The organism is Alloyangia pacifica (assembly GCF_003111685.1).
GTDB classification, from domain to species: domain Bacteria; phylum Pseudomonadota; class Alphaproteobacteria; order Rhodobacterales; family Rhodobacteraceae; genus Salipiger; species Salipiger pacificus_A.
The window spans coordinates 2436792-2456478 of sequence record NZ_CP022189.1; the positions used below are offsets into that span (position 1 = coordinate 2436792).

A 19687-nucleotide genomic window follows, 5' to 3' on the forward strand; every position below is an offset into this window, starting at 1 on the left:
AAGGGGTTTGCGGCCGCCCCGGGGCAAAGCCGCTCAGGACGTGGGGTCGGTGGCCACCATCGACTCGCGCTTGGCAAAACCGTCGTACCACGCGGTGAGCGCCGGGCGTCCAACCCGCCACTTGCGCGCGTCATGGCGGAAGTCGAGGTATCCAAGCGCGCAGGCCACGGCGATATGCCCGATGTCCCTGCGCCCGGCGAGATGGCTCATCCAGCGCGTCTCGAGCGCGTCGATCGCGCGCGCGACCTTGCCCCATTGGCCCTCGATCCATTCCATCGAGACCATCTCGCGGGCGCGGAAGCGCTCTTCGTAGACGATCAGCACGGCGGCATCCATGATCCCGTCGGCCGTGGCCTCGAGCACAAGCGTGTCCCAGATCCGGCTCTCGGGATAGAGCCCGCCGCCGGCGCGCGCGTCGAGGAAGCGGCAGATCACCCGGCTGTCGTAGAGCGTCGGCCCGTCCGGACGGACGAGCGCCGGGATCTTGCCCACCGGGTTCGCGGCGATCAGCGCCGGATCGGGGGTGACGGGCGAGGCTTCGACCATCACCTGTTCGACCTGATCGAACTGGCCCGTCTCGTGCAGGGTGACAAGCACCTTGCGGACAAAGGGGGAGGGTCCGGCCTGCAGCAATTTCATCACGTGGCTCCTTGCACGGTTGTCGCAGCAGAGCCTAGCGCGCGGAGCGGCGAAGGAAAACAGACGCGCGGTCACGGCAGCCTTACCGGCACATGCACCGCGCAAACGCAAAACGGGGGGCCGAAGCCCCCCGCCTGCTGCCCGAAGGCAGACGTCCGTATGGACCGGCAGATTACATCATGCCGCCCATGCCGCCCATGCCGCCCATGTCGGGCATGCCGCCGGCCGGCGCGTCTTTCTGCGGCTTGTCGGCCACCATCGCTTCGGTGGTGATCAGCAGGCCTGCAACCGAAGCTGCGTCTTCCAGTGCGGTACGCACGACCTTCGCGGGGTCGATCACACCGAACTTGAACATGTCGCCATATTCGTCGGTCTGCGCGTTGTAGCCGAACTTCAGGTCGTCCGATTCACGCACCTTGCCTGCGACGACCGAGCCGTCCACGCCTGCGTTCTCGGCGATCTGGCGGAGCGGAGCTTCCAGAGCCTTGCGCACGATGGCGATGCCGGCGTTCTGGTCGGAGTTCGCGCCGGTCAGACCCTCGAGGGTCTTGGCGCCCTGCACCAGAGCGGTGCCGCCGCCGACGACGATGCCTTCCTGCACGGCTGCGCGGGTTGCGTTCAGAGCGTCGTCCACACGGTCCTTGCGCTCTTTCACTTCAACCTCGGTCATGCCGCCGACGCGGATGACGGCCACGCCGCCTGCCAGCTTGGCAACACGTTCCTGCAGCTTCTCACGGTCGTAGTCCGAGGTGGTTTCCTCGATCTGCGTACGGATTTGGGCCACGCGTGCCTCGATCTCGGCCTTGTCGCCGTGACCGTCGACGATGGTGGTCTCGTCCTTGGTGATGTTGATGGTCTTGGCGGTGCCGAGCATGTCCATGGTGACATTCTCGAGCTTCATGCCCAGATCTTCCGAGATCACCTGACCGCCGGTCAGGATCGCGATGTCCTGCAGCATGGCCTTGCGGCGATCGCCGAAGCCCGGTGCCTTGACGGCTGCGATCTTCAGGCCGCCGCGCAGCTTGTTGACCACGAGGGTTGCCAGCGCTTCGCCTTCGACGTCTTCAGCGATGATCAGCAGCGGCTTCTGCGACTGGATGACCTGCTCGAGCAGCGGGACCAGCGGCTGCAGCGACGAGAGCTTCTTCTCGTGCAGCAGGACCATGCAGTCGTCGAGCTCTGCAATCATCTTGTCGGCGTTGGTCACGAAGTAGGGCGACAGGTAGCCACGGTCAAACTGCATGCCTTCGACAACGGTGGTCTCGGTCTCGAGGCCCTTGTTCTCTTCGACGGTGATGACACCCTCGTTGCCGACCTTCTGCATCGCGTCCGCGATCTGACGGCCGATTTCGGCTTCGCCGTTGGCCGAGATGGTGCCGACCTGAGCAACTTCGTTGCTGTCGTTGACCGGGCGTGCAGCTGCCTTGATCGCTTCGACGACCTTGGCGGTTGCCATGTCGATGCCGCGCTTCAGGTCCATCGGATTCATGCCGGCCGCAACGGCCTTCATGCCCTCTTTGACGATCGCCTGTGCGAGAACGGTCGCGGTGGTGGTGCCGTCACCGGCTTCGTCGTTGGTGCGGGAAGCGACTTCCTTCACCATCTGCGCGCCCATGTTCTCGAACTTGTCTTCCAGTTCGATTTCCTTGGCGACAGAGACACCGTCCTTGGTGATGCGCGGCGCGCCGAACGACTTGTCGAGCACGACGTTGCGGCCTTTCGGGCCGAGGGTCACCTTCACCGCGTCGGCGAGGATGTTGACGCCCTTGAGCATGCGGGTGCGGGCGTCGGTGTTGAATTTCACGTCCTTGGCAGCCATGTGCAAGTACTCCTGAAATTTGAATGAATGTCTGGCGTAGCGGGGCTCGAGGCCCCCGGGCGATCAGAAGATCAGGCCGCCTCGGTGATGCCGAGGATGTCCGATTCCTTCATGATCAGCAGCTCTTCGCCGTCGATCGTCACTTCGGTGCCCGACCATTTGCCGAACAGAACGCGGTCGCCAGCCTTGACGGCCATTGCGATCAGCTCGCCGCTGTCCTTGCGGGCGCCTTCGCCGCAGGCAACGATCTGGCCCTCGGCGGGCTTTTCTTTCGCGCTGTCGGGGATGATCAGACCGCCCTTGGTCTTTTCGTCGCTCTCAACGCGACGAACGAGGACGCGGTCGTGAAGCGGTTTGAATGCCATCTTCGAGTCTCCATAGCTCAAAGGTTGTCCCTGTAGGCCCCCGCTGATGCCCGAACTCCGTCGGGATCGAGGGCCGTTAGCACTCACCCTTGTGGAGTGCTAACGACGCATAGCTAGGCAGGCCCGTGTTTTGTGTCAACAGTCCGCTGAGAGAAAATTTCATGACATCCCGGCAAGGACCGCAGACCCTTGCCCGCCAGATGTGCAGTGCACCCGGCGGATACAACCCCGACCCAGAGAAGCATGGCATCTCTCCGCCGAATGTGGTGACGTGCCTGAGATCACAGACTCGGAAATACCCATGGCCATCCCCTACGCGCCGCTTTCGGCGCCTTCCGCGCGGCAGACGCCGACGCATGACAATACGCGCGGCTTTCTTTTCATGGCGCTCGGCTTCTTCGGCTTCGGCATCACCGACATGCTGGCCAAGCTGCTGACCGAGCACCTGCCGCTGATCCAGGTGATCTGGTTCCGCCAGTCGGGCCTGTTCATCGGGGTGCTGGTCCTGCTGGCACTGCGCGGCGGCCACGTGCTCCGTACACCGCATCCTCTGCTGCAGATAAGCCGCGGCGTCATCGCGCTCGCCTCGGCGGGCTGCTTCGTCATGTCGCTGCGCTACGTGGGGCTCGCGGATGCGACGGCGGTCACCTTCACCGCGCCGTTTCTCGTGACCGTCTTCGGCGCGCTCTTGCTGAAAGAGCCGGTGGGGCCGCGCCGCTGGGCCGCGGTCCTGTGCGGCTTTATCGGGATGCTGGTGGTGATCCGTCCGGGGATGGGGGTCTTCCACCCTGCCATCGCCTTCGCCTTCGTCGCCGCGCTGTGCTTCGCCGCGCGTCAGCTGCTGTCGCGCTACCTGAGCGGCGCCGACAGCATCGCCACCACGGTGACGTATACCTCGCTGACCTCGTTCCTGCTGTGCTCGGTGCCGCTGATCTTCGTCTGGGAGACGCCTCCCAGTCTCGAGGTCATGGCCATGTGCCTTGCCATCGCTGCGGCGGCGGGCATGGGCGAATTCCTGATCATCCGCGGGCTCGACGTGGGACAGGCCGTGGTCATGGCCCCGGTGCAGTACACGATGATCATCTGGAGCACGCTCTACGGCTTCCTCGTATTCTCGGACCTGCCCGATGTCTGGACCTTCGTGGGCTGCGGGATCATCATCGCCTCGGGGTTCTACACGCTCTACCGCGAGCGGGTCGCGGCAAAGCGCGCCCGGCGGGCGACAGCGCAGGCCGAGGTCAAGGCGGCGCCCCGGCAGGCTTGAAGAGCGCCCGGCACGACTATGCCACCTGCTCCTCCCAGCCGCCGGCCCAGTGCACCAATCCCGCGCGCCCTGCATCGGTCAGCGCATAGACCCCCACTCGAACGCGGACGAACCATCCGTAGTGGTTGTCCGCCATGAGCCGCGTTGCCACCTTCACCCCGGTGGCCGCCGCCACGTCCCGCCCCCTGCTCTCGCCCGCCTCCGCGAGGAAAGCGGCGCAGCGCAGGGCGTCCTGCCGATAGCCGGTGACGATGCCATGCCGGGTCGCGCCGCCATCGTTCGGATCGCCGGTGATCCGCCGGAATTCACGCAGCAGCTTGGCCTGCCCCGGCTTGCTCTTGCGCGGCGCATAGGGGCCGGGATCGCACTGCACCTCGGCCCGCCCGTCCTTGACGGTGATGAATCCGAGCCCCAGGCGCCGGCACATGACCAGGTTGTCCTTCAGCGCCCGCCGCGCCATGCGTCCGGCGGGTTTCGGCACGGCGATGTAGACAAGATCCGAGACCCGCAACCGCGCCAGCGCCTGGTGGAAGAGCGCCAGCGAAATCTTCAACTTCAGCTCGACGATGACAGGCTCTTCCTGTCCGCGCACCGCCACGAGGTCGGCCGCGCCCACCTCGCCCTTCACCTCGTAGCCCTGCGCCTGAAGAAGCGCCTTGACCGGCGCATAGAGTTCACTTTCCCGCAACATGGCCGACACCATCGCCCCGCGTCTTGTCGCTGGCAAGCCACTGCCCTAGCCTGAGGCGAATACTCCTCCCAGTCAGGTTGTCTTCATGGTCCGCCCTTTCCTCGTATCGCTTTTGCTGCTCCTGCCCGCCGCGCTGCACGCCGCCTGCGAAGGCAGCGACCTGCGCCCCGCGCTCACCCCGGCGGAACAGGCCGAGCGGAGCCGGATGCTGGCCGGGATCCCCTACCCCGAGGGCAACCGCTGGCGCGCCGAGAAGGATGGCAAGGTCCTCCACATCGTCGGCACCATGCATCTCGGCGACGCGCGGCTGGATGGACCCGTCGCCCGGCTGACACCGCTGGTGGAAAACGCCGGCCTGCTGTTGCTCGAGATGACCCGCGCCGAGGAAAAGCACCTGCAGAAGGCGCTTGCCGAGGACCCGACGATGCTCACCCTCTCGGGGCCCACCCTGCCCGAGCTGCTGCCCGAGGCCGCCTGGCAGGCGCTGGCGAGCGCGGCGCGGGACCGGGGCATTCCCGCCGTCATGGCCGCCAAGTTCCAGCCCTGGTACCTGTCGATGATGCTCGCCACCCCGCCCTGCGCCATGGCGCAACTCAAGGGCAAGAGCGGGCTCGACATGAAGCTGCAGGAGATCGCCGACGACGCGGAGGTGCCGACCCGCGCGCTCGAACCCTTCGATACGGTCTTTCGCCTGTTCAACGCCGAGCCGATCGAGGACCAGCTCGAGATGCTGCGCACCGGGGTGCTCGACACCGATACCGCCGAGGACCAGTTCGCCACGCTCTTCGACGCCTATTTCGAAGAAGCCCATGCCGACACCTGGGTGATTTCGCGGCTGATCGCCCGGCGTGCGCTGCCCGAGGCCCCCGCGGAGGTCGACGCGATGATGGAAGAAACCGAGGCGCAGCTCCTCACCGCCCGCAACAAGGCGTGGATACCGGTGCTGATGCAGGCCTCGGCAGAAACCGAGGCCCCCGTGGTCGCCGCCTTCGGCGCCGCCCATCTGAGTGGCACCGAAGGTATCCTGAAACTGCTCGCGGACGAGGGGTACACCCTCACCCGCGAAACGTTCTAAGCGGTCGGGCCGAGCGGTCAGGCCGCGAGCCCGCGCCCCTTCAGCAGCGCCTCGACGCCCGGCATGCGCCCCCGGAAGCTGGTGTAGAGCTCCTCGGCCTCGACCGAGCCGCCCTTCGAGAGGATGAATTCCTCGAGCCTTGAGGCGGTGGCCGGATCGAAGGCCCCGCCCGCCTCCTCGAAGGCGGCGAAGGCGTCGGCATCCATCACCTCGGACCACATGTAGCTGTAATACCCCGAGGAATAGCCGTCCCCCGCGAAGACATGGGCGAAATGCGGCGTGGCGTGGCGCATGGGGATCGCCGAGGGCATGCCGATCTCGGCCAGCACCTCGGCCTGTTTCGCCATGGGATCGTCGCTGGAGAGGCCGCTGTGGAACTCCAGATCGACCAGCGCCGAGGCCACGTATTCCACCGTCTGGAAGCCCATGTCGAACGTTGCCGCCGCAAGCACCTTGTCCAGCAGGTCCTTCGGCATCGCCGCGCCGGTCTCGGCATGGGTGGCGAACTCGGCCAGCACCTCGGGCACCTCGAGCCAATGCTCGTAGAGCTGGCTCGGCAGTTCCACGAAGTCGCGTGCCACCGAGGTGCCCGAGACCGAGCCGAATTCCACATCCGAGAGCATCTGGTGCAGCGCGTGGCCGAACTCGTGGAAGAGCGTGCGCGCGTCGTCGTAGGACAGCAGCGCCGGCTTGCCCTTGGGCGGCTTGGCGAAGTTGCAAACGTTGATCACGATGGGAGCCTTTGCGACCGGACGCTTGGCCTGCGATTGCATCGCCGAGCACCAGGCGCCGGAGCGCTTGGACGCGCGGGCAAAGTAGTCACCGATGAAGACTGCCACGTGTTTGCCGCCCCGCGTCACCTCCCAGGCACGGCAATCGGGGTGATAGAGCGGTTGACCCAACTCGCGGAACTCAAGGCCGAACAGCCGGTAAGAGCAGGCGAAGGCCGCCTCGATCATTCGCTCCAGCTGCAGGTAGGGCTTAAGCTCGGCCTCATCGAGATCGTGCAGCGCCTTGCGCCGCTTCTCGGCGTAGTAGCGCCAATCCCACGCGCGGAAATCGTCGTTGATCCCGTCCGCGCGCAGCATCTCCTCCATCTGAGTCTGGTCGGCCATGGCAGCGGCACGGGCGGGCGCCCAGACCTGCATCAGCAGCTCGCGCACCCGTTCTGGCGTGCCGGCCATCTCGGTCTCGAGCTTGTAGCTGGCGAAATCCGGGTAACCGAGCAGCTCGGCGCGCTCTTCGCGTAGCCCGAGGATCTCCGCCGCGATGCCGCGGTTGTCGGTCTCGCCGCCGTTCTCGCCGCGCGCCGTCCAGGCGCGCCAGGCTTTCTCTCGCAGGTCGCGCCGGGGCGAGAACTGCAGGAAGGGCACGATCAGCGAGCGCGAGAGGGTGATCACCGGACCATCGTGGCCTCCGGCCTCTCCCGCCGAGCGGGCGCCGTCGACGACAAAGTCGGGCAGCCCCTCGAGGTCCGCCTCGGCGAGCGGCATGACCCAGTCGGCCTCGTCCTTCAGCAGGTTCTGGGTGAACTGCGTCCCGAGCACCGCCAGCCGCGATTTCACCGCCTTCATGCGCTCGGCCTCTTCGCCGGTCAGCGCGGCGCCGGCCCGCACGAAACCGCGGTGGGTCAGCATCAACACGCGCGCCTCCTCGTCCGACAGACCAAGCGCATCGCGCCGCTCCCAAAGGTCGCGCACCCGGGCAAAGAGCGTCTCGTTGGAGTAGACCGCCGAACTGTGCGCCGCGAGCTTGGGCGAGAACTCGCGCTGCAGTGCCTGCCGCGCCTCGTTGCTGTCCGCGCCCGCCACCGAGAAGAACACCGAGAGAACCTTGTCGAGCGCCTCGCCCGCGCCCTCCATCGCCTCGATGGTATTGGCAAAGCTCGGCGCTTCGGGATTGTCTGCGATCGCCTCGATCTCGGCAAGATGCGCCGCCAACGCCTGCGCGAAGGCTGGGGCGAAATCAGCGTCGGAAATGCGGTCGAACGGCGCGAGGCCGAAGGGGGTATCCCAATCGGCGAGAAGCGGGTTGGTCATATGCGGACTCCTTTTGCAGGCAAGGTAGGTCGCCCCCGCGGCGCCCGCAATCCCACCGGCAACCCTTCTTCGGGCCCCGCGCAAGCCGCGCCGCGCCCGGCCCCCTTTCCAGGCCCAAATGTCCCCCGCGGAGGCTCCCGCCCCGGCCACGCGGGCCGCTGTCAGGGCTTGTCGCGAAGCCGCGCTTCGAGCCGCCGCAAGAGCAGCGAGAGGGTGATTGTCATCGTCAGATATATGAGCGCCACGACGTTGTAGGTCTCGAAGTAGCGGAAGTTCCCTGCCGCTGTGACCTTGCCGAGCTGGGTGACATCGAGCACGCCGAGCACCGAGACCAACGAGCTGTCCTTCACCATGGCGACGAAGTCGTTGCCGAGCGGCGGCAGGATGGTGCGGATCGCCTGCGGCAGGACAACCAGCCGGAACACCTGCGCGCGGCTGAGCCCCAGCGCCTCGGCGGCCTCGATCTGCCCCTCATCGACCGACAGCAGCCCGGCACGGAAGACCTCGGCGATGAAGGCCGAGTAGCCGATGGTCAGCGCCAGTATCGCACGCCAGAGCAGCGAAAAATCCCGCACCCGCAAGGGGTCGATCCCGAGGTACCCGGCCAGCCAGTTCCAGCCAGCCACCATGCCCGGCGCCAGCACGAAGGCGACGTAGAGCAGCAGCACGAGGATCGGGATGCCGCGCAGGATCTCGGTATAGAACCGCGCGATCTGCCGCAGGATCAGGCTGCGCGAGAGCGACATGAGCGCCACTCCCATGCCGATCACCGAGGCCAACACGAAGCCCACCAGCGTCACGAAGACGGTGATCTGCACGCCCTTGAGCAGCGTGCGCAGCACCTGCGCCTGCACCTCGTCGGTGAGCACCGCGCCATAGGCCATGAGCCCAAGCACCCCGGTGGCAACGAGCCACCAGGGGAAGTCTTTCTTGCTCTGCGGTTTCATGCGGTCCCGGCAGAAGGTTTCGGAAGGCTCATTCGCCCATCTTGTAGTCGAGGAACCATGTCTTGTTCAGCGCGTCCAGCGTGCCGTCCGCGGACATTGCCGCGATCGCCGCGTTGATCGGCGCCACGAGGTCCGAGCCCTTGGGGAAGATGAAACCGAAGTCTTCCGAGCCCAGCTTCTCGCCGACGATCTTCAGCGCGCCCTCCGAGGAGGCCACGTAGCCCTCACCCGCGGTGCCATCGGTCAGCACGAGGTCGACGTCTCCCGTGCGCAGCGCCTGCACGCTGGCTCCGAAGGTCTCGAAAAGGGTGATGCGCGGTGTCTGCTCGTTGCCATCCAGCACGTCGTAAACGCCCACGTAAAAGGGCGTGGTGCCCGGCTGGGCGCCCATCAGTAGGTCTTCGTTGGCGGCGAAAGAGGCGGCATCGTCGAAACGCTCCTCGTCGCCCCGCACCAGCATGACCATTTCCGAGCGCATGTAGGGTTCGGAAAAATCGACGACCTCGGCGCGGTCCTCGCGGATCGTGATGCCGGTCATGCCCATGTCGAACTGCCCCTCGCTCACCGCCGGGATCATCGCGTCCCAGGAGATGTTCTCGTAGGAGACGGTCATGTTCAGGCGCTCGGCAATCTCGGCCATGGCGTCATACTCCCAGCCGATCGCCTCGCCGCTCTTGGGATCGACGAACTGCAGCGGCGGGTAGGCGTTCTCGGTGGCGACCACCACCTCGCGCCCCTGCAGATCGGGCAGATCCTGCGCCAGAAGCGGGGTGGCGGCGAGCAGCGCGGCGGCGACCGCCGGGGCAGCTAGGGGCTTGAACATCAGGGAACCTCTCCGGAATCTTGTTGTGGCGCCAGTATGGCGAGCAGCGGTGACTTGGCAAGATCGCGACTCGCGACGCGCCGCGGGGTCAGGCGGCAGCGCTGCAGACCGGGCAGTCTTCCTTGCGCTTGAGGGTGATCTTGCGGGTCTCGCCCCAGAGCGCGTCGTAGATCAGCATCTCGCCGAGCAGCGGCTGGCCGGCCCCGGCGATCACCTTCACCGCCTCCACCGCCATCATCGCGCCGACGACGCCGGGCAGCGGGCCAAGCACCCCCGCCTGTGCGCAGCTCGGCGCCATGCCCGGCGCGGCGGCCACGGGAAAGAGGCATTGGTAGCAAGGCGTGCCCCGCGCCGGATCGAAGACCGAGACCTGCCCCTCCCACTGGCTCAGCGCGCCCGAGACCAGCGGCTTGCCCTGCGCCACTGCCACGCGGTTGACGAGGTAGCGGGTGTCGGTGTCGTCAGTGCCGTCGAGGATCACGTCATACTCGGCGATGAGCTCTTCGGCGATCTCGGGCGCCATGCGGCGGTGATAGGGTTTGACCGTCACATAGGGGTTCTGCGCCTCCATGGCGGTCTGCGCCGAAAAGACCTTGGGCATGCCGATGCGGGCGTCGGTGTGGATCACCTGCCGCTGCAGGTTGGCGTTCTCGACCACGTCGTCGTCGATCACCCCGAGGGTGCCGACCCCCGCCGCCGCGAGATACTGCAACGCCGGCGCGCCGAGCCCGCCCGCGCCGACCACCAGCACCTTCGCGCCCCGCAACTTCTTCTGCCCCGGCCCGCCCAGCTCGCGCAGGACAATGTGCCGGGCGTAGCGCTCGAGCTCACTGTCGGACATGCGACCAGGCCCCGCGGGCACCTCGGCGGCCCGCGCCGCCTCGCCCGCCTGCGCCCGCGCCTTCACCCGGCGCAGCACCAGCGCATAGACCAGCCCCAGCGCCACGAAGCCGCCAAGAATCAGCCACAGCGCCGGGCTGCCGCCGGTGACCTGCCGCAGCCCGTGCCCTTCTGGCAGCGCCACCTGGATCATCAGCACGATCACGTAGAGCAGCCCCAGCATGTAAAGCCGCGCCACCTTCGAGGCGCCGAGCAGATGCCCGAGCCCCCAGATCGCCGCGCCGAGACCCAGCACCAGCAGCATCAGCGCGTGCCCGTCGAACCAAAGCCCCCCGCGCCGCGCACCGTCTCGGGCAGGCTCTCGACCAGCTCGAAGGCGCTCTGCACGACCGGGGCGACGATCATCTGCGCGATGCGCTCGCCATGGGCGACGGTAAAGCTCTCCTGCCCGGCATTCATCACGATCACCCCGAGCGGGCCGCGGTAGTCGGAATCGATGGTGCCGGGCGTGTTCGGCAGGGTGATGCCGTGCTTGAGCGCCAGCCCCGAGCGCGGCCGGACCTGCACCTCGTACCCCTCGGGGATCGCCATGCGCAGGCCAGTGGGGATCAGCGCCCGCGCGCCCGGCGCCAGCTCGACCGAGCCCCGGTCGGGAAAATTCGCCCGCAGGTCCGCCCCCGCCGCCCCGGCGCTTGCGTAATGCGGCAGCCCCAGTTCCCGGTCCGCCCCTTCGTCCCACATCATCGCCACAGAAACCACGGCTCGTCCTTTCCTTGTCGCGGCGCGGCGGCCCTACGCGGCCCCGCCCCTTTCGTAATTCTACAAAAACTCTTGTCCGGCCCGCGCTTGCGCTTCCGCGCCCGGTTCAGCTGCCAAGTGCCGCGGCGATCCGCTCTGCAAGCCGCGCGGCGACCGCCCGTTTGCCCATGCGAGGCCACTCTTCAGAGCCGCCCTCCGAGATCAGCACCACCGCGTTCTCGCTGCCGCCCATGATGCCGGTCGCCGGGGACACATCGTTGGCGACGATCCAGTCGCAGCCCTTGCGCGCCCGCTTGGCGGTCGCATTGGCGAGCACGTCGTCGGTCTCGGCGGCAAAGCCCACGACGAGGCCGGGCCGCCCCTCGGCCATCCGCGAGACCTCGGCGAGGATGTCGGGATTCTCGGCAAATTCCAGAACCGGCAACTTGCCGGCCTGTTTCTTGATTTTCGAGCCATTCTCCGCGGCCATCCGCCAGTCGGCCACCGCCGCGGCGAAGACCGCCGCCTCCACAGGCAGGGCAGCAAGCACCGCGGCGCGCATCTCGCGGGCGGTCTCGACCTCGATCACCTCGACCCCGGTGGGGCGCGGCGCCTCGGCGGGGCCGGTGACAAAGACCACCTTCGCCCCGAGATCGCGCAGCGCCTCGGCGATCGCCGTGCCCTGAGCGCCCGAGGAGCGGTTGGCGATGTAGCGCACCGGGTCGATCGGCTCATGCGTCGGGCCCGAGGTGACCAGCACCCACCGCCCTTTCAAGGGCCCCTCCGCCAGCGCCACCTCTATCGCCGCGAGGATTTCCATCGGTTCGGCCAGTCGCCCCGGGCCGAACTCGCCGCAGGCCATGTCGCCGTCGTTCGGGCCGACCACGCGCACACCGTCGCCTTGCAAGGTCGCAAAGTTCCGCTGCGTGGCCGGGTGCTGCCACATGCGCACGTTCATCGCGGGGGCGATCAGCACCGGCGTGTCAGTGGCCAGAAGCAGCGTCGCGGCCAGATCTCCCGCCAGTCCCTGCGCCATCTTCGCCATAAGGTCCGCCGTCGCCGGGGAGACCACCACCAGATCGGCGACGCGGCTGAGCTGGATGTGGCCCATCTCGGCCTCTTTCGTCAGGTCGAAAAGATCGCGGTGGACCTCCTCGCCCGCCAGCGCCGAGACCGAGAGCGGGGTGACGAACTCCTCGGCCGCGCGGGTCATCACCGGCGTCACTGCGGCGCCGCGTTCGCGCAGGCGCCGGATCAGCTCCAGCGACTTGTAGGCCGCGATGCCGCCGCCGATGATCAGAAGTATCCGCTTGCCGGAAAGCATCGTGCCACGCCCTTCGCCCATCGGGGCCGCCTGCCCCGCCTTCGGCCCCAAGTGTTAGAGGCCGCGCCGGGAAAACTCAATCCGCTCCGCCACGTCGTGGCAAGGCGGGTCAGTTGCTCTGGGGCATCTGGAAGTCTTCGCAGGGATCGTCGCGTTCGGCAGGAGCGCTGTGCTCGACCAGATCGAAGCTGCCCTCGGGCGCCCCCTGCCCGGTCTCGCCCTGCCCGAGCGCGGCCACCGAGACCTCGCCCGCCGCCCGTGCGAGAAGCGCCGGGGCACCCCAGTCCTTGCGCGCGTGGCCGTTGCCGGTAATCACCACCACCGGCCCGCCCAGCTCTGCATAGGCTTCGAGCGCGGTCTCGGCGAGTCGCGCGTCGCGCAGGCGCTGGATGCCCACCATGGTCGGCAGCATCTCAAGCGGCAGAGCATTGCAATGCGCCGACATCTGCAGCTGCTGACGCGCGGCGTCCTCTTCGCGATCCAGCGGCTCGTGGAGCCCGTAAAAGCCGGCGCTGGGGCCGAAGACCTTGCCCAGATCGCCCTCTCCGAGCGCCCGCGCCTCGTCTCGCGGCAGTTCGGCGCCCAAGACCTTGGCCTCGGGCGCCGCCGCGAAGATCGGGTAGTACATCGAGAAATCCGGCCAACCACTGTCGTTCCAGCCGAGCGTCGCCTCGAGCGCCGACTCGTCGCTGACCAGATCGGGCGTCGCCCGCGCCGCCTGCTCGGGCGAGAGCATTTCGAAGACCAGGGCCACGGGCTTTATCTGCGCCACCAACTCGGCCTGCCGCGCATGGTGGGCGGGGTTGTCATGTATCTCGCCAAGAAACACCACATCCGCCCCCATGAGGGCGGATGTGCCATCCTGCGGAGAGACAGGATTTTGCTGCGCGAGAGAGGGCGCAGCCAGAGAGATCAGGGTCAGTGCAAGGGCTCGCATCATGCGAGGAAGTGTTGCACCTCGGTGGACTGCGCTTCAAGCGACTTGCGCATCTTGGCAAAGGCCGCCGCCTCGAGCTGACGCACGCGCTCCTTGGACAAACCCAGCTCCTGACCGAGGCTTTCCAGCGTCCGGGTCTCGTCGCGCAGCTTGCGCTCGCGGACGATGAACCTTTCGCGATCATTAAGCGAGGTCATCGCGTTGACCAGCCATTCGCGCAGCTGGGCATTGTCGAGCTTGCCTTCCACGAGCATCGAGCTCTGTTCGCCCTCGTCCTCCAGCGTGTCAATCCACTCGCGACCGTCCTCGTCGGCGCTCTGCGTGGCATTGAGCGAGTAGTCCGATCCCGAGAGCCGGCCTTCCATCATCTCTACGTCATGCAGGGGAACACCGATCTCGGTAGCAATCATCTCGCGGAGCGTGTTGCGGTTCAGCACCTCGCCACGGGACGAGGCCTCGCGCTCGAGCCGGGCCTGCACGCGGCGCATGTTGAAGAACAGCGATTTCTGGGAAGAGGTAGAGCCGGTGCGCACCATCGACCAGTTGCGCATCACGTAATCCTGGATCGAGGCCTTGATCCACCACACCGCGTAGGTGGAAAACCGCACGCCCCTGTCGGGGTCGAACTTGTCCGCCGCCTTCATCAGGCCAAGACCCGCTTCCTGAACGAGATCGTTCATCGGCGCCCCGTAGCGCTTGAACTTGGCGGCCATGGAAATTGCCAGCCGCATGTAAGCCGTGATGAGCCGGTGCAGGGCCTGCTCGTCGCGCTGGTCACGCCAGGCATAGGCCAAACGCAACTCGGTTTCCGCATCGAGCAGCTCCGCCTTCATCGCCCGGCGCGAGAGGGTCTGATCATTGAAAGTTGAATCCAAAGCCATGCAAGGCCCCCGTTGCCTGGGCCGGGCGCGCCGGCCTCGTTACTCTTTGATATAGTAACGACGCGTCACGCAATTTGGTTTCCGAGAAATTTGCACAAGCGGAGATCCGCGCCCCAACAAAGGCGGTCCGGGCGGCCGAAGGAACCCTCCGCAACGAGGCTCCACCGAGAAACACGAGCAACACACCCGCGCATGTATGTACCTCAAGTCGCTGTTTTCAATCGCACATCAGAAATTGTCCGCAGCGCTCTTTCGCGACGTCGCCGGCACCTTGATCTTGATTTAGGGGGCCACGAAAAAATTTCTATGTATCGGCAGTATCCCACTCAGCGGTTAACCGTTCATCAAGCTCCTTGCCGCCATCCTGGCGTACACCGTCTGGAAAGGGATCGCGGAGGATGGGGGCCTGCGCCTATACGGTCGCCTTTGACGGAGTCGACGCGCGCCTTGTCGAGGTGCAATGCGCCGTCACTCCCGGCGTACCCGGCTTCGCCGTGGTCGGCCTGCCGGACAAGGCGGTCTCGGAGGCGCGCGAGCGCATCCGGGCAGCGCTGCAGGCGCTGGCCATCGCCCTGCCTTCGAAACGCATCACGGTGAATCTCTCGCCGGCCGACCTGCCCAAGGAGGGGTCGCATTTCGACCTGCCCATCGCGCTCGGCCTTCTGGCCGCGCTCGAGGTGATCCCGGCGGATGCCGTGGCCGAAACCGTCGCGCTCGGAGAATTGACGCTCGAAGGCGCATTGGTCGCCGTCCCCGGAGCCCTGCCCGCCGCGCTCACCGCGGCCGCCGAGTCGCGCAGCCTGCTCTGTCCCGCGGACTGCGGCCCCGAGGCCGCCTGGGTCGCGGCCTGCCGTGTCCTCGCCGCCCGCAACCTCACCGAGACGATCCGCCACTTCACCGGCGCCGGACCGCTCGAGCCTGCCCAGCCCGGCCCGGCGGAGCGCGCACCGCAGGGGCCGGATCTCTGCGACGTCACCGGGCAGGAACGCGCAAAGCGCGCGCTGGAAATCGCCGCGGCGGGACGGCATCACCTGCTCTTCACCGGCCCGCCCGGCACCGGCAAGTCGATGCTCGCCCGCCGCCTGCCCGGCCTCATGCCGCCGCTCGGGGCGTCCGAGGCGCTCGAGACGGCGATGATCCGCTCTCTGGCCGGCGAGCTGGCCGAGGGGCGGCTGTCGATGGCCCGCCCGTTCCAGCAGCCGCATCACACTGCCTCGATGGCGGCGCTCACCGGCGGCGGGCGCAGCGCTCGGCCCGGCCAGATCAGCCTCGCGCACAACGGCATCCTCTTCATGGACGAGCTGCCGGAGTTTCCCCGCAACGTGCTCGACGGCCTGCGCCAACCGCTCGAAAGTGGCGAGATCACTGTCAGCCGCGCCAACGCCCATGTCACCTACCCCTGCCGCTTCCTGCTGGTCGCCGCAGCGAACCCTTGCAAGTGCGGCATGGCCGGGGATCCGGCGCGCGCCTGCTCGCGCGCCCCCACCTGTGCCGAGGACTACCTCGGGCGCATCTCCGGCCCGCTCATGGACCGCTTCGACCTGCGCCTCGAAGTGCCGCCCGTGCCGCTCGAGGAGATGTCGCTGCAGCCCTCGGGCGAGGACAGCGCCACGGTCGCGCTTCGGGTTGCCGCCGCGCGGGCGCGGCAGGCGGCGCGCTACGCGGGCCACCCGGGCCTGCGCACCAACGCCGATGTCGACGGGCGGCGGCTGGACGAGATCGCCGCACCGGATGCCGAGAGCCGCGCCTTGCTGCTGCGCGCCGCCGACCGCTTCGGCCTGTCGATGCGCGGCTATCACCGGGTGTTGCGGGTGGCCCGCACCCTCGCCGATCTCGCCGGAGAGGAGGAGGTGCGCCGCCCGCAGGTGGCCGAGGCCCTGAGCTACCGGCTGGTGTCGCCCAGAACCTCCTGAATGAAGCGCGCGGCCCGGCGCAGCGTCGCCCGCGCCTCAGGGATCCAGCCATCGAAGACCGGCCAGGCGTGCGGCGCCAGCGGGTGTGTCTCGACCTCCACCCGGGCCCCCGCCTCCCGCAGGCGCGCCGCCATGCGCAGGCCGTCGTCGCAGAGTATCTCGCTCTCTCCCCAGCACAGCCGGACAGGCGGACAGCCCGGGAAGTCGGCATAGAACGGCGAGAGACGCGGGTCATCGCGGCGCGCGCCGCCTGCCACGATCTCCACAAGCTCCCGGATGCGTCCCATCGGCAAAAAGGGGTCGGCGCGCGCGTTGCGGCGCAGGCTCTCGCCGCGCATGGCAAGGTCGGTCCAGGGCGAGAAGACCACCGCCCCCGCCGGCGCCTCGCCGCGCGCGCAGAGCTGCGCCAGCAGCGACAGCGCCAGCCCTCCGCCGGCCGAATCGCCAGCAAGCACCACCTGCCCCGGCGCATAGCCGAGCCCGCAGAGCCGCTCCCAGGCGGCCCCCGCAGCCTCGATGGCGGCCGGAAAGGGCGCCTCCTGCGCCAGGGGGTAGTCCGGCGCGCAAACCTCGACCCCCGACAGGCGCGAAAGCCGCGCCATCACCCCCTGGTGGGTGCGCGGGCTGCCCGAGATATAGCCGCCTCCGTGCAGGTAGAAAATCGCCTGCCGCGGCGTGCAGGGCCCGGCACTGATCCAGTGCAGCCCGCCGGGCCGCCGCAAGTGCAGAAGATGACGCGGCTGGCGCATGAAGAGCGGCGCGTGCTGGTCGAGATCGCGCGCCGCTTCCTCGGGCCCGGGTGTGCGCGCGAGCCGCGGCTTGGCCAGCAGCCGCAGCCCGGTATTGAGCGCGGTCAGCTGCCAGCTCACTCCGCGCCGCCCGGACCGGGCTCAGGCCCGCTTGGCCTCGATCGCCTTCCAGATTTGCGCCGCAACGTTGACCCCGTCGAAACGCTCCAGTTCCTGGATGCCGGTGGGCGAGGTCACATTGATCTCGGTCAGCCAGTCGCCGATCACGTCGATGCCGACGAAAATCTGCCCCTTCTCTTTCAGCACAGGACCGATGGTGGCGCAGATCTCGCGGTCGCGCTCGGTCAGCGCAACCTTTTCCGGACGACCGCCGACATGCATGTTCGAGCGCACCTCCCCCGCAGCCGGCACGCGGTTGATCGCACCCACCGGCTCGCCGTCAACGAGGATCACCCGCTTGTCGCCCTTGCTCACCGCGGGCAGGTACTTCTGCACGATCAGCGGCTCGCGCGAGAAGCCGGTGAAAAGCTCGTGCAGCGAGCTGAGGTTGCGGTCGTTCTGGTCGAGCCGGAACACCCCCGCACCGCCGTTGCCGTAGAGCGGCTTGAGGATCACGTCGCCATGCTTGGCCTTGAACGCCTTGATCGTCTCGAGATCGCGCGCGATGGTCGTCGGCGGCGTCAGCTCGGGAAAGTTCAGCACCAGCAGTTTTTCGGGCGAGTTGCGCACCCAGAAGGGGTCGTTCACCACCAGCGTGCCCGGCGCGATCCGGTCAAGAAGATGGGTGGTGGTGATATAATGCATGTCGAAGGGCGGATCCTGCCGCAGCCAGACCACGTCGATCTCGGCCAGGTCCACGACCGTGCGCGGCCCAAGCACAGCCGGCTGTTCCGCCACCCGCTGCACGGACATCCAGTGACCGCGCGCGGTCACCCGCCCCTCCTCATAGGCAAGATCATCGGGCCCATAGTAGAACAGCTCGTGCCCTCGTGCCTGCGCTTCCTCGGCAAGGCGGAAAGTGCTGTCGGCGTCGATGTTCACGGACCCGACCGGGTCCATCTGAAAGGCGATCTTCATGTCGGTCTCCGCGCTTGGCTTTCGCCATACATGGCGCAGCGGCGCGCGAGGCGCAATGGCAGGGCTGGCCCCGGGCGAAGCCTATGGGCCGAAAGCCATCTCGATCACCCGGATCATCCCGTGGCGATCCATCAAGGCCACGTCGAAGCGCATCTCGCTGAGCGCGCCGAGCGGCTGTGTGCCGACAAATTCCTCCGCGCTCTTCTGAAGCCTGCGGATCTGCCGGCAATGCAGATGCTCCAGGGCCTGGTCGAAACTCCTGCTGGCCTTCACCTCGACGAAGACAAAGCCAGTCCCATCCCGGAAGATCAGGTCGATCTCGCCCGATCTCCCCCGCCAGCGACGGCGCAAAAGCGGGTAACCGCGCCGCTCGTAATCGCGTGCAATTGCCTCCTCGGCGGCGAGACCGGCAAAGTAGCTCATTTCGCCGCGCGACCGCCGCCGGAGCCGGTCCTCCACCGCAGGTCGCCGCGGCAGAGGTGCCGCCACGGGGGCCGAGCGGCCAAAGTCAAACGCCATCTGCGACGGATGTACCGACATGCTGTCCCTTTCCAGACGCCGTTCCCAAGCGCCATTCCCAGACGCCGTTGCCAGACCCCGTTCCACGCTTCGCTGCGCATCACCTGCAGCCCGCGGGAGCAAGCTTGAGCCCCGGCAACGCGGCGGCCTTTCCCGTTCAGCCGCGCTCTTTCGCGAGCTTGAGCGCGAGCTGGTAAACCGGGCGCCGGGCAATCCCATTGGCCTGCGCCACGTAGTCGGCAGCGTCTCGAACCGACATCTCGCCCAGTGCCGCCAACACGTTCTCTTCTAGCTCAGAGTCGCTAATTTTCTCCGAATGTCCCTTGCCGATCAGCACCACGATCTCGCCCTTCGGCGGCGTCTCGGCGTATATCGAGGCCAGCTCGTCCAACGTGCCTTCGCGCACTTCCTCGAAACGTTTGGTCAATTCCCGGCAGACTGCCGCGCGGCGCTCTCCGCCGAGCGTGGTCGCCGCATCGGCCAGCATTGCGCCCAGCCGCTTGGGCGACTCGTAGAATGCCAGGGTCGCCGCCTCCTGCCTCAGCGCCGACAGCGCGGTGCGGCGTGCCCCCTTGGCGTTGGGCAGAAAGCCCGCAAAGAGGAAACGGTCGGTCGGCAGCCCGGCCAAGGTCAGCGCGGTGATCACCGCCGAGACGCCGGGCGCCGCGGTCACCGCGTGCCCCTCCTCGCGCGCCGCCCGGGCAAGATCGAAGCCCGGATCCGAGATCATCGGCGTGCCGGCCTCCGAGGCATAGGCGACGGATTTGCCCTCCGCCAGGAGCGCCATCAGCCGCGGCCGCATCTTGGCACCGTTGTGATCGTGGTAGGCGAGGCAAGGACGCTCGCCGAGCGGGATGCCGAGGATTTCCATCAACCGCTTGAGACTGCGCGTGTCTTCCGCCGCCAGCACGTCGGCGGCGCGCAGCACGTCGATCGCCCGCAGCGTGATGTCGCGCGCGTTTCCGATAGGCGTGGATACCAGGTAGAGCCCCGGCACCAAACCGCTTCTTTCGGGATTCATCACTGGACCCGATCCCCCGCTGTACT

19 protein-coding genes are annotated in these 19687 nt (G+C 67.5%); 3 read left to right on the forward strand and 16 right to left on the reverse strand.

Going from position 1 to position 19687, the window contains the following annotated elements:
- Window positions 1-33 precede the first annotated feature (33 nt).
- The 3 genes from CEW88_RS11760 to CEW88_RS11770 form a co-directional block, all read right to left on the reverse strand.
- Window positions 34-639, reverse strand: coding sequence for a glutathione S-transferase (locus CEW88_RS11760; protein ID WP_108967005.1), 606 nt, complete (start codon window positions 637-639; stop codon window positions 34-36).
- A 172-nt stretch (window positions 640-811) separates the two neighbouring features.
- Complete coding sequence (gene groL / locus CEW88_RS11765) at window positions 812-2458, reverse strand: chaperonin GroEL (RefSeq protein ID WP_108967007.1); 1647 nt, start codon at window positions 2456-2458, stop codon at window positions 812-814.
- A gap of 71 nt (window positions 2459-2529) precedes the next feature.
- Complete coding sequence (locus tag CEW88_RS11770; protein WP_108967009.1) at window positions 2530-2823, reverse strand: co-chaperone GroES; 294 nt, start codon at window positions 2821-2823, stop codon at window positions 2530-2532.
- 301 nt (window positions 2824-3124) lie between these two features.
- Between CEW88_RS11770 and CEW88_RS11775 the strand changes: the two genes are divergently transcribed.
- Window positions 3125-4087 (forward strand): DMT family transporter, encoded by a 963-nt coding sequence (locus CEW88_RS11775; RefSeq protein ID WP_235940170.1) that lies wholly within the window; start codon window positions 3125-3127, stop codon window positions 4085-4087.
- A 16-nt stretch (window positions 4088-4103) separates the two neighbouring features.
- Here CEW88_RS11775 and CEW88_RS11780 read toward each other — a convergent pair whose 3' ends face one another.
- Window positions 4104-4778, reverse strand: a complete 675-nt coding sequence (locus tag CEW88_RS11780) for a DUF2161 domain-containing phosphodiesterase (RefSeq protein WP_108967790.1) — start codon at window positions 4776-4778, stop codon at window positions 4104-4106.
- Between the two features lie 85 nt (window positions 4779-4863).
- Between CEW88_RS11780 and CEW88_RS11785 the strand changes: the two genes are divergently transcribed.
- Window positions 4864-5853, forward strand: coding sequence for a TraB/GumN family protein (locus CEW88_RS11785; protein WP_108967010.1), 990 nt, complete (start codon window positions 4864-4866; stop codon window positions 5851-5853).
- Between the two features lie 17 nt (window positions 5854-5870).
- On the opposite strand, the gene CEW88_RS11790 is transcribed toward CEW88_RS11785, so the two are convergent.
- From CEW88_RS11790 to CEW88_RS11825, 8 genes are all read right to left on the reverse strand, one after another.
- Window positions 5871-7892 carry a M3 family metallopeptidase gene (locus CEW88_RS11790; protein WP_108967012.1) on the reverse strand — a complete coding sequence of 674 codons (2022 nt, stop codon included), beginning with the start codon at window positions 7890-7892 and terminating at the stop codon, window positions 5871-5873.
- Between the two features lie 161 nt (window positions 7893-8053).
- Entirely contained in the window at window positions 8054-8839 is a 786-nt protein-coding gene (locus CEW88_RS11795; protein ID WP_108967014.1) for an amino acid ABC transporter permease, read from the reverse strand.
- Between the two features lie 28 nt (window positions 8840-8867).
- Window positions 8868-9662: a transporter substrate-binding domain-containing protein gene (locus CEW88_RS11800; protein WP_108967016.1), complete on the reverse strand. Its 795-nt coding sequence runs from the start codon at window positions 9660-9662 to the stop codon at window positions 8868-8870.
- An 88-nt stretch (window positions 9663-9750) separates the two neighbouring features.
- Window positions 9751-10806: a HesA/MoeB/ThiF family protein gene (locus tag CEW88_RS11805; protein WP_108967018.1), complete on the reverse strand. Its 1056-nt coding sequence runs from the start codon at window positions 10804-10806 to the stop codon at window positions 9751-9753.
- Complete coding sequence (gene dut / locus CEW88_RS11810) at window positions 10806-11243, reverse strand: dUTP diphosphatase (protein WP_108967792.1); 438 nt, start codon at window positions 11241-11243, stop codon at window positions 10806-10808. The genes CEW88_RS11805 and dut overlap by 1 nt, the downstream gene beginning before the upstream one ends.
- A 124-nt stretch (window positions 11244-11367) precedes the next feature.
- Complete coding sequence (gene coaBC, locus CEW88_RS11815) at window positions 11368-12564, reverse strand: bifunctional phosphopantothenoylcysteine decarboxylase/phosphopantothenate--cysteine ligase CoaBC (RefSeq protein WP_108967794.1); 1197 nt, start codon at window positions 12562-12564, stop codon at window positions 11368-11370.
- Between the two features lie 109 nt (window positions 12565-12673).
- Complete coding sequence (locus CEW88_RS11820) at window positions 12674-13504, reverse strand: ChaN family lipoprotein (protein WP_108967020.1); 831 nt, start codon at window positions 13502-13504, stop codon at window positions 12674-12676.
- The gene (locus tag CEW88_RS11825) at window positions 13501-14382 is read right to left on the reverse strand and encodes an RNA polymerase factor sigma-32 (protein WP_108967022.1); all 882 of its coding nucleotides are present in this window, start codon (window positions 14380-14382) and stop codon (window positions 13501-13503) included. The genes CEW88_RS11820 and CEW88_RS11825 overlap by 4 nt, the downstream gene beginning before the upstream one ends.
- 398 nt (window positions 14383-14780) lie before the next feature.
- On the opposite strand from CEW88_RS11825, the gene CEW88_RS11830 reads away from it, so the two are divergent.
- Window positions 14781-16295: a YifB family Mg chelatase-like AAA ATPase gene (locus tag CEW88_RS11830; RefSeq protein WP_108967024.1), complete on the forward strand. Its 1515-nt coding sequence runs from the start codon at window positions 14781-14783 to the stop codon at window positions 16293-16295.
- On the opposite strand, the gene CEW88_RS11835 is transcribed toward CEW88_RS11830, so the two are convergent.
- From CEW88_RS11835 to rsmI, 4 genes are all read right to left on the reverse strand, one after another.
- Window positions 16265-17164 carry an alpha/beta hydrolase gene (locus tag CEW88_RS11835; protein ID WP_108967026.1) on the reverse strand — a complete coding sequence of 300 codons (900 nt, stop codon included), beginning with the start codon at window positions 17162-17164 and terminating at the stop codon, window positions 16265-16267. The genes CEW88_RS11830 and CEW88_RS11835 overlap by 31 nt on opposite strands.
- Before the next feature lie 21 nt (window positions 17165-17185).
- Window positions 17186-18121, reverse strand: a complete 936-nt coding sequence (gene gshB, locus CEW88_RS11840; RefSeq protein ID WP_108967028.1) for a glutathione synthase — start codon at window positions 18119-18121, stop codon at window positions 17186-17188.
- 81 nt (window positions 18122-18202) lie between these two features.
- A complete protein-coding gene (locus tag CEW88_RS11845) occupies window positions 18203-18661 on the reverse strand; it encodes a YraN family protein (protein ID WP_108967030.1) in 459 nt (152 codons plus the stop codon).
- 136 nt (window positions 18662-18797) lie between these two features.
- Window positions 18798-19661, reverse strand: a complete 864-nt coding sequence (gene rsmI, locus CEW88_RS11850) for a 16S rRNA (cytidine(1402)-2'-O)-methyltransferase (RefSeq protein ID WP_108967031.1) — start codon at window positions 19659-19661, stop codon at window positions 18798-18800.
- Window positions 19662-19687 lie beyond the last annotated feature (26 nt).

Bases quoted from the DNA above. Each gene is read 5' to 3' on its own strand.
- CEW88_RS11760 (WP_108967005.1), bottom strand. From the start codon at position 639: ATGAAATTGCTGCAGGCCGGACCCTCCCCCTTTGTCCGCAAGGTGCTT.
- groL (WP_108967007.1), bottom strand. From the start codon at position 2,458: ATGGCTGCCAAGGACGTGAAATTCAACACCGACGCCCGCACCCGCATG.
- CEW88_RS11770 (WP_108967009.1), bottom strand. From the start codon at position 2,823: ATGGCATTCAAACCGCTTCACGACCGCGTCCTCGTTCGTCGCGTTGAG.
- CEW88_RS11775 (WP_235940170.1), top strand. From the start codon at position 3,125: ATGGCCATCCCCTACGCGCCGCTTTCGGCGCCTTCCGCGCGGCAGACG.
- CEW88_RS11780 (WP_108967790.1), bottom strand. From the start codon at position 4,778: ATGTTGCGGGAAAGTGAACTCTATGCGCCGGTCAAGGCGCTTCTTCAG.
- CEW88_RS11785 (WP_108967010.1), top strand. From the start codon at position 4,864: ATGGTCCGCCCTTTCCTCGTATCGCTTTTGCTGCTCCTGCCCGCCGCG.
- CEW88_RS11790 (WP_108967012.1), bottom strand. From the start codon at position 7,892: ATGACCAACCCGCTTCTCGCCGATTGGGATACCCCCTTCGGCCTCGCG.
- CEW88_RS11795 (WP_108967014.1), bottom strand. From the start codon at position 8,839: ATGAAACCGCAGAGCAAGAAAGACTTCCCCTGGTGGCTCGTTGCCACC.
- CEW88_RS11800 (WP_108967016.1), bottom strand. From the start codon at position 9,662: ATGTTCAAGCCCCTAGCTGCCCCGGCGGTCGCCGCCGCGCTGCTCGCC.
- CEW88_RS11805 (WP_108967018.1), bottom strand. From the start codon at position 10,806: ATGCTGCTGGTGCTGGGTCTCGGCGCGGCGATCTGGGGGCTCGGGCAT.
- dut (WP_108967792.1), bottom strand. From the start codon at position 11,243: ATGTGGGACGAAGGGGCGGACCGGGAACTGGGGCTGCCGCATTACGCA.
- coaBC (WP_108967794.1), bottom strand. From the start codon at position 12,564: ATGCTTTCCGGCAAGCGGATACTTCTGATCATCGGCGGCGGCATCGCG.
- CEW88_RS11820 (WP_108967020.1), bottom strand. From the start codon at position 13,504: ATGATGCGAGCCCTTGCACTGACCCTGATCTCTCTGGCTGCGCCCTCT.
- CEW88_RS11825 (WP_108967022.1), bottom strand. From the start codon at position 14,382: ATGGCTTTGGATTCAACTTTCAATGATCAGACCCTCTCGCGCCGGGCG.
- CEW88_RS11830 (WP_108967024.1), top strand. From the start codon at position 14,781: ATGGGGGCCTGCGCCTATACGGTCGCCTTTGACGGAGTCGACGCGCGC.
- gshB (WP_108967028.1), bottom strand. From the start codon at position 18,121: ATGAAGATCGCCTTTCAGATGGACCCGGTCGGGTCCGTGAACATCGAC.
- CEW88_RS11845 (WP_108967030.1), bottom strand. From the start codon at position 18,661: ATGTCGGTACATCCGTCGCAGATGGCGTTTGACTTTGGCCGCTCGGCC.
- rsmI (WP_108967031.1), bottom strand. From the start codon at position 19,661: ATGAATCCCGAAAGAAGCGGTTTGGTGCCGGGGCTCTACCTGGTATCC.